Genomic DNA, 13,557 nt, shown 5'->3' with positions numbered 1-13,557 from the left:
ACCCCGCCCGAGAATTAGCAGTACAGACGACGACATAGGGGACATAGTGCTCGACGTCAACTTCTTCGACGAGCTGCGCATTGGTCTCGCCACCGCTGACGACATCCGTCAGTGGTCGCACGGCGAGGTCAAGAAGCCTGAGACGATCAACTACCGCACCCTGAAGCCGGAAAAGGACGGACTCTTCTGCGAGAAGATCTTCGGTCCGCAGCGGGACTGGGAGTGCTACTGCGGTAAGTACAAGCGGGTCCGGTTCAAGGGCATCATCTGTGAGCGCTGCGGCGTCGAGGTGACTCGCTCCAAGGTCCGTCGTGAGCGGATGGGGCACATCGAGCTCGCCGCTCCGGTGACCCACATCTGGTACTTCAAGGGCGTTCCGAGCCGGCTGGGCTACCTGCTGGACCTCGCCCCCAAGGACCTCGAGAAGATCATCTACTTCGCCTCGTACGTCGTGACGAGCGTGGACGCGGAGTCGCGTCACCGCGACCTCTCGACGATCGAGAACGAGATCCTGGCCGAGAAGCGGCAGTCCGAGAACAGCCGCGACTCGGAGATCGAGAAGCGGGCCGCCAAGCTCGAGGCCGACCTGGCCGAGCTGGAGGCCGAGGGTGCCAAGGCGGACGTCCGGCGCAAGGTCAAGGAGGGCGGAGAGCGCGAGATGCGCCAGATCCGCGACCGGGCCCAGCGCGAGATCGACCGCCTGGACGAGGTGCTGGACACCTTCCGCAAGCTGGAGCCGAAGCAGCTGGTCACCGACGAGCTGCTCTACCGCGAGCTGCGCGACCGGTTCGGTGAGTACTTCACCGGTTCCATGGGCGCCGAGGCGATCAAGGCGCTGGTCCAGAACATGGACCTCGACGCCGAGGCCGAGAGCCTGCGGGAGACCATCCGGTCCGGCAAGGGCCAGCGGAAGATCCGGGCGCTCAAGCGACTCAAGGTCGTCGCGGCGTTCCTGAACACCCGCAACTCGCCGCTCGGCATGGTGCTGGACTGCGTCCCGGTCATCCCGCCGGACCTGCGCCCGATGGTGCAGCTCGACGGTGGCCGCTTCGCGACCTCGGACCTGAACGACCTGTACCGCCGCGTGATCAACCGGAACAACCGCCTCAAGCGGCTGATCGACCTCGGCGCGCCCGAGATCATCGTCAACAACGAGAAGCGGATGCTCCAGGAGGCCGTCGACGCGCTGTTCGACAACGGCCGTCGCGGCCGGCCGGTCACCGGCCCGGGTAACCGCCCGCTCAAGTCGCTGTCCGACATGCTCAAGGGCAAGCAGGGCCGGTTCCGCCAGAACCTGCTGGGCAAGCGCGTCGACTACTCCGGCCGTTCGGTCATCGTGGTCGGCCCGAAGCTCAAGCTGCACCAGTGCGGTCTGCCCAAGCAGATGGCACTGGAGCTGTTCAAGCCGTTCGTGATGAAGCGGCTGGTCGACCTCAACCACGCCCAGAACATCAAGTCCGCCAAGCGGATGGTCGAGCGTCAGCGCCCGGTCGTGTGGGACGTGCTGGAAGAGGTCATCGGCGAGCACCCGGTGCTGCTCAACCGGGCGCCGACCCTGCACCGCCTGGGCATCCAGGCCTTCGAGCCGCAGCTGGTCGAGGGCAAGGCCATCCAGATCCACCCGCTGGTCTGCACCGCGTTCAACGCCGACTTCGACGGTGACCAGATGGCGGTGCACGTGCCGCTGTCCGCCGAGGCTCAGGCCGAGGCGCGGATCCTGATGCTGTCGTCGAACAACATCCTCAAGCCGGCCGACGGTAAGCCGGTCACCATGCCCACCCAGGACATGGTCATCGGTCTGTACCACCTCACCCACCGCACCGCTGGTGAGAAGGGCGAGGGCCGGGCGTTCAGCTCGGACGCCGAGGCGCGGATGGCCTTCGACAACGGCGAGCTGCACCTGCAGGCGCCGGTGAAGATCCGCCTGCGTGACGTGGTCGGGGTCGACAACGGTGCTGGCGCCGAGGCGTGGACCGCCCCGGAGGGCTGGGTCGAGGGTGACCCGCTGACCGTGGAGACCACCCTGGGCCGGGTGCTGTTCAACGAGACGTTGCCGCAGGGCTACCGCTTCGTGAACTACGAGATCCGCAAGGGTCAGCTCTCCGCGATCGTCAACGACCTCGCCGAGCGCTTCCCCAAGGTGGCGCTGGCCGCCACCCTGGACGGGCTCAAGGAGGCCGGTTTCCACTGGGCCACCTGGTCCGGCGTGACGATCGGTATGGAGGACGTCATCGCGCCGCCGCGTAAGGCGGAGATCCTGGCCCGGTACGAGAAGGACGCCGACCAGATCGACAAGCAGTACCAGCGTGGTCTGATGACCGCCGAGGAGCGTCGCGGCGAGCTCATCGAGATCTGGACCAAGGCGACCAACGAGGTCGCCAAGGAGATGGACACCGCGCTGCCGCAGGAGAACCCGCTGTGGAAGATGATCAACTCGGGTGCTCGCGGTAACCTGCTCCAGCTCCGGCAGATCGCGGCGATCCGTGGTCTGGTGGCCAACCCCAAGGGCGAGATCATCCCGCGGCCGATCAAGGCCAGCTACCGGGAGGGTCTGTCCGTGCTGGAGTACTTCATCTCCACGCACGGTGCCCGCAAGGGTCTGGCCGACACCGCGCTGCGTACCGCCGACTCGGGTTACCTGACCCGTCGTCTGGTGGACGTCTCGCAGGACGTCATCATCCGTGAAGAGGACTGCGGCACCGACCGGGCGATCCCGATGCAGATCGGCGAGAAGCTGGACGGCAAGCTCGTCGTCCACACCCACGCCGAGACCAGCGTGCACGCCCGGACCCTCGCCGACGACATCAAGGGGCCGGACGGCACCGTGGTCGCCGAGCGCGGGCAGGACATCAACTCCATCGGGGTCGACAAGATCGTCGCCGCTGGTGTGGAGACCGTCCGGGTGCGCAGCGTGCTCACCTGCGAGTCGAAGCTCGGCGTCTGCGCGGCCTGCTACGGCCGGTCGTTGCCGACCGGTAAGTCGGTCGACATCGGCGAGGCGGTCGGCATCATCGCCGCCCAGTCCATCGGTGAGCCCGGTACGCAGCTGACAATGCGTACCTTCCACACCGGTGGTGTCGCGGGTGAGGACATCACCCAGGGTCTGCCGCGTGTTCAGGAAATCTTCGAGGCTCGGGTCCCGAAGGGTAAGGCGCCCATCGCCGACACCCCGGGCCGGATCCGGATCGAGGACGGCGAGCGCTCGCGCAAGATCATCGTGGTGCCGGACGACGGCAGCGACGAGATCGTCTACGACAAGATCTCGAAGCGCGTCAAGCTCCGGACCCACGACGGCGGTCACGTCGCGGTCGGCGAGAAGCTGACCGAGGGCACCATCGACCCGCACGAGCTGCTGCGGATCATGGGTCCGCGGGCGGTCCAGGTCCACCTGACCAGTGAGGTCCAGGAGGTCTACCGCTCGCAGGGTGTGCTCATCCACGACAAGCACATCGAGATCATCATCCGCCAGATGCTCAAGCGGGTGACGGTCATCGACTCCGGCTCGACCGAGTTCCTGCCGGGTGTGCTCGTCGACCGGGCGCTGTTCGAGTCGGAGAACCGCCGACTCGTCTCGGAGGGCGGCGAGCCCGCCGCCGGTCGTCCGGTGCTGATGGGTATCACCAAGGCCTCGCTGGCCACCGACTCCTGGCTCTCGGCGGCCTCCTTCCAGGAGACCACCCGGGTGCTGACCGACGCCGCGATCAACTCGCGCAGCGACTCGCTGGTCGGCCTCAAGGAGAACGTGATCATCGGAAAGCTCATCCCGGCCGGTACCGGCATCAGCAAGTACCGCAACGTCCGGGTCGAGCCGACCGAGGAGGCGAAGGCCAAGGTCTACTCGATGACCGGTTACCCGGAGACCGACTACGGGTTCGGGCCGGCCAGCGGGCAGGCCGTGCCGCTGGACGACTTCGACTTCGGGTCGTACCGCTAAGCACCAGTAACACGACGAGGCCCCCGGTGAAAGCCGGGGGCCTCGTCGTGTCCGTGCCCACCCACCCCGCGACCGGGTTCGGCATGATGGGGGTATGACGACAGCACCCGGGCAGGTGTCCGTCGCCCAGCCGGACCTGCGTCACCCGCTGGACCCGGACCCGGCCCGCGCCACGAAGGCACGGGCGGTCTTCGCGCTCGGCCTGCTCGGCATGCTGACCGGGTTGTTCATCGGAGGCGTGGTGCCGGCCACCGTGGCCCTGCAACTGGCCCGGCAGGCGCGCCGCGAGGCGTACGCGTCGGGGGGTTTCCTGACCGGCAGCGTGTGGCTGCGGCGGGGGGAGCGGATGGCCTGGACCGGTCTGGTGCTGGTCGCGGTCAGCGTGGTGGCCGCTGTGGTCATCGGGGTGGTCCGGCTGGCCGGTGCCCCGTTCGGCCACGACTACCCGGCGAACATGGACTGAGGCCGCCGGTGGCCGCGCCCGGCGCGGGTGGCGGCGCTCGCGGCGGTAGCCTGGCCGGTGTCCGCCGCGTGGCGGTGGCGGCCTTTCGACAGGAGGACCTCGTGACGGAACCGGCGCGGCCCCCTGCGGACGAACCGGACGGCCCCCCTGCGGACACGCCGGCTCCTGCGTCCGAGCCGAGTGACTGGGCGCGGCCGGGCCCGGGCGGTGCGGAGCACCCTCCGGTGCCCACCCCGGATGCGCCGCCCGCTGCGGAGCCGTACCCCGGCTGGGGCACGACCTCGACGCCCGGCTCCGGCCAGCCGCACCCGGTCTCCAGCACGCCGACCTCGACGCCGCAGGGCTGGGGTCCGCCGTCATCCGGGCCGGGAACGCCGTACGGGTGGGGTCCGCCGTCGTCGGGGCCGGGGGCACCGCAGGGTTGGGGTCCGCCGGCAGGTGGGCCCGGAGCACCGCATGGCTGGGGTCCGCCGTCGTCGGGGCCGGGAGCACCGCAGGGTTGGGGTCCGCCGCCGGGTGGGCCGGGAGCGCCGTACGGGTGGGGTCCGCCGTCGTCGGGGCCGGGAGCACCGCACGGGTGGGGTCCGCCGTCGTCCGGGTCCGGCGGCCCGCCCGGATGGGGTCCGCCGCCGGGGCACGGTCCCGGGTGGGGTGGCTCGCCGGGGCGCTCGGTTGCGCCACCCACCGACGACCAACGCCGGCCGCCGAAGCGGGTGGAGTCGGTGTCGGGCACGCCGTTCGGTGTCGTGCACCTGGACGTGGCGCCGGTCACCTCCGGGCTGGCCATCGGAGCGCTGGTGGCGGGGATCGCGTCGGTCCTGGTGTCGTTACTGGTGATCTGCTTCGGGGTGGCCTTCATGAACGACGGCGGTGCCTGGGCCTCCGGAGCGTTCGCCGCGCTGGGTGTGCTGGCCGGCGGTGCGGCGGTCGTCGTCGGGCTGCTCGGCCGGCGGCAGATCGGTCGGCCGGCCGCGCCCTCCGCGGTCCAGTTCACCGGGCGTGGGCTGGCGATGGCGGGGATCAGCTGCGGCGCGGTGGGGGCGGTGCTCAGTGCGCTGGGCCTGGGCCTGGCCCTGCTGCTCGCACTGACCTGAAAGTGATCATCGACAGATCCGACACCTGACGGGGGTTCCCCGCGGAAGGCTTCCGGTCCGCCCGGGGGCGATGGGTGCTTCTGCGGGAGAGCCGGTACACTTGTATTCGTAGGTGCCCATCGCGGGCGACCGGGCAGGACGAGATACGGCTGGCGGGTGTGAGACTGCCGCCGGGCCATTCCGTTTTGACCTGGGCGGTTGTGGTAGGTACTCTTTCCCCTTGTGCCCGGGCATGCCCGGGCAACTCGTGCGTGCGCTGTTACCGGCTTACGGACGGCGGCACGACAAGCCAAGGATCCGGGGCGGGGCGACCCGCGTGCCGGTGACAAAACCCGGTACGCACGCGAGAGCGTCGCAACGGGACCGTGACGAGGGCGACACGCCCGACCGCGGGTGCCGGGGTCTCCGCAAGGTGGCCCTGGTCGGAATGTAGGAGAGCCGGTCATCAGGCCGGCTAACGAGCAGACGGCGCGGCCGCGGATGCGGCCGAAGGGAGCGGAGAAACCCGGTGCCCACGATCCAGCAGCTGGTCCGAAAGGGCCGCCAGGCGAAGACGACCAAGACCAAGACCCCGGCGCTGAAGGGTTCCCCTCAGCGGCGCGGCGTGTGCACCCGCGTGTACACCACCACCCCGAAGAAGCCGAACTCGGCGCTGCGCAAGGTCGCTCGCGTGAAGCTCAGCAGCCAGATCGAGGTGACCGCCTACATCCCCGGCGTCGGTCACAACCTGCAGGAGCACTCGATCGTGCTCGTCCGCGGTGGCCGGGTGAAGGACCTCCCCGGCGTGCGTTACAAGATCGTTCGCGGCTCGCTGGACACCCAGGGTGTCCGCAACCGCAAGCAGGCGCGCAGCCGTTACGGCGCGAAGAAGGAGAAGAGCTGACATGCCGCGTAAGGGACCCGCTCCGCGGCGGCCGCTGGTCGCTGACCCGGTGTACAACTCGCCGCTGGTCACCCAGCTGGTGAACAAGATCCTGCTCCGCGGCAAGCGTCAGCTCGCCGAGTCCATCGTGTACGCGGCCCTCGAGGGCTGCCGCGAGAAGTCCGGCACCGACCCGGTCGTCACCCTCAAGCGGGCGATGGACAACGTCAAGCCGACCCTCGAGGTGCGTAGCCGCCGGGTCGGTGGCGCCACCTACCAGGTTCCGGTCGAGGTCCGCCCGACCCGGGCGACCACCCTGGGCCTGCGCTGGCTGGTCACCTACTCCCGCGCCCGGCGCGAGAAGACCATGGTCGAGCGGCTGATGAACGAGCTGCTGGACGCGAGCAACGGCCTCGGTGCCGCCGTCAAGCGGCGCGAGGACACGCACAAGATGGCCGAGTCGAACAAGGCCTTCGCGCACTACCGCTGGTAACACCCTGGTTCCGGCGCCTACGGGCGCCGGAACCGCCACCAGTTGAGTCGAGACGACGATAAGTAGGGATTGAAGTGGCCGCCGCAGACGCGCTCGCCAACGTACGCAACATCGGCATCATGGCGCACATCGATGCCGGTAAGACCACGACCACCGAGCGAATCCTGTTCTACACCGGTATCACGTACAAGATCGGTGAGGTCCACGAGGGCGCTGCCGTCATGGACTGGATGGAGCAGGAGCAGGAGCGTGGCATCACCATCACCTCCGCTGCCACCAAGTGTGAGTGGAAGGGCCACACGATCCAGATCATCGACACGCCGGGTCACGTCGACTTCACGGTCGAGGTCGAGCGGTCGCTGCGGGTCCTGGATGGTGCGGTCGCGGTCTACGACGGTGTCGCCGGCGTGGAGCCGCAGACGGAGAACGTCTGGCGGCAGGCCGACAAGTACAACGTCCCGCGGATGTGCTTCGTCAACAAGCTCGACCGGACCGGTGCCGACTTCTTCCGCTGCGTGCAGATGATGATCGACCGGCTGAACGCCACCCCGCTGGTGCTCCAGATCCCGATCGGGCTCGAGGGTGACCACATCGGTGTCGTCGACCTGATCGGCATGCGCGCCCTCACCTGGCGTGGGGAGACCCAGAAGGGTGAGGACTACGCGGTTGAGGAGATCCCGGCCGACCTGGCCGACTCCGCTGCCGAGTGGCGCGAGAAGCTGATGGAGACCCTCGCCGACGTCGACGACGCGGTGATGGAGAAGTACCTGGAGGGCGAAGAGGTCTCCGTCGAGGAGATCAAGGCCGCCATCCGGCGTGCCACCATCGCCGGCAAGGCCAACCCGGTGCTCTGCGGCTCGGCGTTCAAGAACAAGGGCGTCCAGCCCATGCTCGACGCCGTGGTCGACTTCCTGCCGTCGCCGCTGGACGTTCCGGCGATCGAGGGTACGGCCACCGACGGTGAGACCCCGCTGGTGCGTAAGCCCTCGAAGTCGGAGCCGTTCTCCGGTCTGGCCTTCAAGATCCAGACCGACAAGCACCTTGGCAAGCTCACCTACGTCCGGGTCTACTCCGGCGTGGTCGAGACCGGCACCCAGGTGGTCAACTCCACCAAGGACCGCAAGGAGCGCATCGGCAAGATCTACCAGATGCACGCCAACAAGCGGGAAGAGCGCAGCTCGGCCCAGGCTGGCGACATCATCGCGGTGCAGGGTCTCAAGCAGACCACCACCGGTGACACGCTGTCCGACCCGGCGAACCCGGTCATCCTGGAGTCGATGACCTTCCCGGAGCCGGTCATCGAGGTCGCCATCGAGCCGAAGACCAAGGCCGACCAGGAGAAGCTCAGCACCGCCATCCAGCGGCTGGCGGAGGAGGACCCGACCTTCCGCGTCAAGCTGGACGAGGAGACCGGTCAGACGGTCATCTCCGGCATGGGCGAGCTGCACCTGGACATCCTGGTCGACCGGATGCGCCGCGAGTTCAACGTCGAAGCTAACATCGGCAAGCCGCAGGTGGCGTACCGCGAGACCATCCGCCGCAAGGTGGAGAAGGTCGAGTACACCCACAAGAAGCAGACCGGTGGTTCCGGCCAGTACGCCCGCGTGATCGTGAGCGTCGAGCCGCTGCCGCTGGACAACGACTCGCCGACCTACGAGTTCGCCAACGCCGTCAGCGGTGGCCGCATCCCCCGGGAGTTCATCCCCTCGGTGGACGCGGGTGCGCAGGACGCGATGCAGTACGGCATCCTCGCCGGCTTCCCGCTGGTCGGCGTGAAGCTGACCCTGCTGGACGGCCAGTACCACGAGGTCGACTCGTCGGAAATGGCATTCAAGATCGCCGGCTCCATGGTGATGAAGGACGCGGCCCGCAAGGCCGATCCCGCACTCCTTGAGCCGATGATGGCCGTTGAGGTCACCACTCCTGAGGAGAACATGGGTGACGTCATCGGCGACCTCAACTCCCGCCGCGGCCTGATCCAGGCGATGGAGGAGCGCAGTGGCGCCCGCATCGTCCGGGCTCTGGTGCCGTTGTCGGAGATGTTCGGCTACGTCGGCGACCTGCGGTCGAAGACCCAGGGCCGGGCGAGCTACAGCATGCAGTTCGACTCCTACGCCGAGGTTCCGGCCTCGGTGGCCAAGGAGATCATCGCCAAGGCGACGGGCGAGTAGCACCCTGAGCAGGTGATTCGTGGTTGGTCGCGGGAGGTTTCACCCGCCCGCGGCCACCACGATCGGATCGCGTGAGACCGGGCCTGTAGGCTTCATCGCCGCAGAACCCACAAAGGCTCTCCGGCCGTCAGGCCGGAAAGGCTGTCGACAGAGTCCTAAGCGCCGACCGGCGCGCCGGGCGTACGAACCAAGAAGTCCACAGGAGGACACCAGTGGCGAAGGCTAAGTTCGAGCGGACTAAGCCGCACGTCAACATCGGCACCATTGGTCACATCGACCACGGTAAGACGACGCTGACGGCGGCCATCACCAAGGTCCTGCACGACCAGTACCCGGACCTGAACCCCTACACGCCGTTCGACGAGATCGACAAGGCGCCGGAGGAGAAGGCCCGCGGCATCACGATCTCGATCGCGCACGTCGAGTACCAGACCGAGTCGCGGCACTACGCGCACGTCGACTGCCCTGGGCACGCCGACTACATCAAGAACATGATCACCGGTGCCGCGCAGATGGACGGCGCGATCCTGGTGGTGGCGGCGACTGACGGCCCGATGCCGCAGACCCGTGAGCACGTGCTGCTGGCCCGTCAGGTCGGTGTGCCGTACATCGTCGTGGCGCTCAACAAGAGCGACATGGTCGATGACGAGGAGCTCCTGGAGCTCGTCGAGCTCGAGGTCCGTGAGCTGCTCTCCTCGCAGGAGTACCCGGGTGACGACCTGCCGGTCGTTCGGGTTTCGGCGCTGAAGGCCCTCGAGGGTGACCCCGAGTGGACCGGCAAGCTGCTGGAGCTGATGACCGCTGTCGACACCTCGATCCCGCAGCCGGAGCGCGAGGTTGACAAGCCGTTCCTGATGCCGGTTGAGGACGTCTTCACGATCACTGGTCGTGGCACCGTCGTCACCGGTCGCGTGGAGCGCGGCGTTCTCCTGCCGAACGAGGATGTTGAGCTCGTCGGTATCAAGGAGAAGAGCTTCAAGACCAAGGTCACCGCGATCGAGATGTTCCGGAAGACCCTGGACGACGCCCGCGCAGGTGAGAACGTCGGCCTGCTGCTGCGTGGTACCAAGCGCGACGAGGTCGAGCGCGGCATGGTCGTCGTGAAGCCGGGCTCGAACACCCCGCACACGGAGTTCGAGGCGACGGTCTACATCCTCTCCAAGGAGGAGGGCGGCCGGCACACCCCGTTCTTCCAGAACTACCGTCCGCAGTTCTACTTCCGGACCACTGACGTCACCGGTGTCGTCACCCTCCCCGAGGGCACCGAGATGGTCATGCCGGGTGACAACACCTCCATGTCGGTGAAGCTGATCCAGCCCATCGCCATGGAGGAGAACCTCAAGTTCGCGATCCGCGAGGGTGGCCGCACCGTCGGCGCCGGGTTCGTCACCAAGATCAACAAGTGAGCTAGGTAACCCCGATTAGACCCGCCGCCGGTCGTGCGGCATACTAGTCAGGTTGCGTAACGACAGTTCGTCGCCTGTGTTCGGCTTTCGCTGAACCTCCGGGTGGCGAGGCAGTCGAGCGTAGGGTGGTTGGCGGCCCAGTCGCCAACCACCCTCGCACGGCGTTCAGGTCGCGGTAATGCGATCGGCGCCTTGACCCACCGCGCGGTCAGCACCACTCCGGAACCACGGGGCGGAGCTCGGCCCGAGGGCGCGACACGCCCGACCGCGGGGGTCGGCGAAGTGGGCCTGTGCCAGCCGGTACAGGCGCCCGCAACACAGCGGCATCGAGAGAAGGAACAGAAGCCACCATGGCGGGACAGAAGATCCGCATCCGGCTCAAGGCCTATGACCACGAGGTCGTCGACTCCTCGGCTCGGAAGATCGTCGAGACGGTGACGCGCACCGGGGCGCAGGTCGCGGGCCCGGTGCCGCTGCCCACGGAGATCAACCGTTTCTGCGTTATCCGCTCGCCGCACAAGTACAAGGACTCGCGCGAGCACTTCGAGATGCGCACGCACAAGCGGCTGATCGACATCATCGACCCGACCCCGAAGACGGTCGACTCGCTCATGCGCCTCGACCTGCCGGCTGGCGTCGACATCGAGATCAAGCTGTAGGGACCGGACAAATGGACAGGCAAGTCAAGGGGATCCTGGGCGCCAAGCTCGGCATGACCCAGGTCTGGGACAACAACCGTGTTGTTCCCGTGACCGTGGTCGAGGCCGGCCCGTGCGTCATCAGCCAGGTTCGTAGCGCCGAGAAGGACGGTTACTCCGCGGTCCAGCTGGCGTACGGCACCATCGACCCGCGCAAGGTCAAGAAGCCGATCAGCGGTCACTACGCCAAGGCGGACGTGGCGCCGCGCCGGCACATCGTCGAGCTGCGCACCACCGACGCTGGGGAATACTCGCTCGGCCAGGAAGTCACTGTCGAGGAGTTCCCGGCCGGCGTCACCATCGACGTCACCGGCAAGACCAAGGGCAAGGGCTACGCCGGCCCGATGAAGCGGCACGGCTTCCACGGTCTGCGCGCCAGCCACGGTGTCGAGCGCAAGCACCGCTCGCCCGGCTCCATCGGCGCCTGCGCCACTCCGGGTCGTGTCTTCAAGGGCACCCGGATGGCCGGCCGGATGGGTGGCGTGCGGTACACCGTGCAGAACCTCACCGTCCAGGCGGTCGACACCGAGAACAACCTGCTGCTCGTCCGGGGTGCCATTCCTGGTCCGAAGGGCGCGCTCGTTCTGGTCCGTACCGCGGCCAAGAGCAAGGTGAAGAAGGGCGGTGCGGCCAAGTGACCACCGTTGACGTGCGCACCGTCGAAGGCACCACCAGTGGCTCGGTCGAGCTGCCGGCGGACATCTTCGACGTGCAGGCCAACGTCGCGCTGATGCACCAGGTCGTGGTGGCCCAGCTCGCGGCGGCCCGACAGGGCACGCACAAGGCCAAGACCCGCGGCGAGGTCGCCGGTGGCGGCAAGAAGCCGTACAAGCAGAAGGGCACCGGTCGCGCCCGGCAGGGCTCGATCCGCGCGCCGCAGTTCGCCGGCGGTGGCGTCGTGCACGGTCCCGTGCCGCGCGACTACAGCCAGCGGACCCCGAAGAAGATGAAGGCCGCCGCTCTGCGCGGTGCCCTCTCCGACCGGGCCCGCGCCGGGCAGGTGCACGTCGTCGAGGCGTTCGTCTCGGGCGAGAAGCCGTCGACCAAGGCGGCCCTGGCCACGCTGACCAAGCTCACCGAGGCCCGTCGGGTCCTGGTGGTGCTGAGCAGCACCGACGAACTGAACTGGGTGTCGCTGCGCAACGAGCCGCGGGTGCACCTGATCGAGTCCGGCCAGCTGAACACGTACGACGTGCTGGTGGCCGACGACGTGGTCTTCACCAAGGACGCCCTGGACGAGTTCCTGGGCGTGCCCGCCGAGACCACCGAGGAGGGTGGCAAGTGAGCACCATCGCCGATCCGCGCGACATCATCGTTGCGCCGGTCGTCTCGGAGAAGAGCTACAGCGAGCTGAACCGGAACTGGTACACCTTCCTGGTGCACCCGGACGCGAACAAGACCGAGATCAAGATCGCTATCCAGCAGATCTTCAACGTCCGCGTCCTGACGGTCAACACGCTCAACCGCCAGGGTAAGCGCAAGCGCACCAAGACCGGCTTCGGTCAGCGCAAGGCGACCAAGCGGGCGATCGTGAAGCTGGCTGACGGTGACCGCATCGAGGCCTTCGGCGGCCCGGTCAGCTGAGGGGTGTAGACAATGGCTATCCGTAAGTACAAGCCGACGACGCCGGGCCGACGTGGCTCGAGTGTCGCTGACTTCGCCGAGATCACCCGGTCCACGCCGGAGAAGTCGCTGCTGGCTCCGTTGCCGAAGAAGGGCGGGCGTAACGCCCACGGCCGGATCACCACGCGGCACCACGGCGGCGGTCACAAGCGCCAGTACCGTCTGATCGACTTCAAGCGGGTCGACAAGGACGGCGTGCCGGCGAAGGTCGCTCACATCGAGTACGACCCGAACCGCACCGCGCGTATCGCACTGCTGCACTACGCCGACGGCGAGAAGCGGTACATCATCGCGCCGAAGGACATGAAGCAGGGCGACCGCGTCGAGTCCGGCCCGGGCGCCGACATCAAGCCGGGTAACAACCTGCCGCTGCGCAACATCCCGGTCGGTACCACCATCCACAACGTGGAGCTGCGTCCGGGTGGCGGGGCCAAGCTGGCCCGTTCCGCCGGCGTCGGCATCCAGCTGCTCGGCCGTGAGGGCGCGTACGCGACCCTGCGTATGCCGTCCGGTGAGATCCGGCGGGTCGACGTGCGCTGCCGCGCCAGCATCGGCGAGATCGGCAACGCCGACCAGTCGAACATCAACTGGGGTAAGGCCGGCCGGATGCGGTGGAAGGGCAAGCGCCCGACCGTCCGTGGTGTCGCCATGAACCCGGTCGACCACCCGCACGGTGGTGGTGAGGGTAAGACCTCCGGTGGTCGCCACCCGGTCAACCCGCAGGGTAAGCCCGAGGGCCGCACCCGCCGTAAGGGCCAGCCGAGTGACCGGCTGATCGTCCGCCGTCGCTACGCCACGCGTAAGCGCGGCTGA

12 protein-coding genes are annotated in these 13,557 nt (G+C 68.0%); all 12 read left to right on the top strand.

The window, feature by feature from the left end; translation table 11 throughout:
- The first annotated feature begins 46 nt into the window (after nt 1-46).
- On the top strand, nt 47-3,934 hold the full coding sequence (locus KBX26_RS03910) for a DNA-directed RNA polymerase subunit beta' (protein ID WP_030329878.1): 3,888 nt from the start codon (nt 47-49) through the stop codon (nt 3,932-3,934).
- A 94-nt stretch (nt 3,935-4,028) separates the two neighbouring features.
- Nucleotides 4,029-4,397 (top strand): hypothetical protein, encoded by a 369-nt coding sequence (locus tag KBX26_RS03905; RefSeq protein WP_210859764.1) that lies wholly within the window; start codon nt 4,029-4,031, stop codon nt 4,395-4,397.
- 713 nt (nt 4,398-5,110) lie between these two features.
- A complete protein-coding gene (locus KBX26_RS03900; RefSeq protein ID WP_030329882.1) occupies nt 5,111-5,491 on the top strand; it encodes a hypothetical protein in 381 nt (126 codons plus the stop codon).
- A 508-nt stretch (nt 5,492-5,999) separates the two neighbouring features.
- Complete coding sequence (rpsL, locus tag KBX26_RS03895) at nt 6,000-6,374, top strand: 30S ribosomal protein S12 (RefSeq protein WP_007465318.1); 375 nt, start codon at nt 6,000-6,002, stop codon at nt 6,372-6,374.
- Nucleotide 6,375: 1 nt separating this feature from the next.
- Complete coding sequence (gene rpsG, locus KBX26_RS03890) at nt 6,376-6,846, top strand: 30S ribosomal protein S7 (RefSeq protein ID WP_007465317.1); 471 nt, start codon at nt 6,376-6,378, stop codon at nt 6,844-6,846.
- 74 nt (nt 6,847-6,920) lie between these two features.
- Nucleotides 6,921-9,017 carry an elongation factor G gene (gene fusA, locus KBX26_RS03885; RefSeq protein WP_030329884.1) on the top strand — a complete coding sequence of 699 codons (2,097 nt, stop codon included), beginning with the start codon at nt 6,921-6,923 and terminating at the stop codon, nt 9,015-9,017.
- A gap of 212 nt (nt 9,018-9,229) precedes the next feature.
- Nucleotides 9,230-10,423, top strand: coding sequence for an elongation factor Tu (gene tuf, locus KBX26_RS03880; RefSeq protein WP_030329885.1), 1,194 nt, complete (start codon nt 9,230-9,232; stop codon nt 10,421-10,423).
- A 350-nt stretch (nt 10,424-10,773) separates the two neighbouring features.
- Nucleotides 10,774-11,082, top strand: a complete 309-nt coding sequence (rpsJ, locus tag KBX26_RS03875; RefSeq protein ID WP_007073037.1) for a 30S ribosomal protein S10 — start codon at nt 10,774-10,776, stop codon at nt 11,080-11,082.
- A gap of 11 nt (nt 11,083-11,093) precedes the next feature.
- Nucleotides 11,094-11,759: a 50S ribosomal protein L3 gene (gene rplC / locus KBX26_RS03870; protein ID WP_030329888.1), complete on the top strand. Its 666-nt coding sequence runs from the start codon at nt 11,094-11,096 to the stop codon at nt 11,757-11,759.
- Nucleotides 11,756-12,406: a 50S ribosomal protein L4 gene (gene rplD, locus KBX26_RS03865; protein WP_030329890.1), complete on the top strand. Its 651-nt coding sequence runs from the start codon at nt 11,756-11,758 to the stop codon at nt 12,404-12,406. The genes rplC and rplD overlap by 4 nt, the downstream gene beginning before the upstream one ends.
- Complete coding sequence (gene rplW / locus KBX26_RS03860; protein ID WP_007465304.1) at nt 12,403-12,705, top strand: 50S ribosomal protein L23; 303 nt, start codon at nt 12,403-12,405, stop codon at nt 12,703-12,705. The genes rplD and rplW overlap by 4 nt, the downstream gene beginning before the upstream one ends.
- Nucleotides 12,706-12,717: 12 nt before the next feature.
- Complete coding sequence (gene rplB, locus KBX26_RS03855; RefSeq protein WP_030329891.1) at nt 12,718-13,557, top strand: 50S ribosomal protein L2; 840 nt, start codon at nt 12,718-12,720, stop codon at nt 13,555-13,557.

The sequence above is a fragment of the Micromonospora sp. C97 genome (assembly GCF_018070385.1).
Lineage (GTDB): Bacteria > Actinomycetota > Actinomycetes > Mycobacteriales > Micromonosporaceae > Micromonospora > Micromonospora parva.
This window is presented reverse-complemented; position numbering and strand designations above follow the sequence as displayed.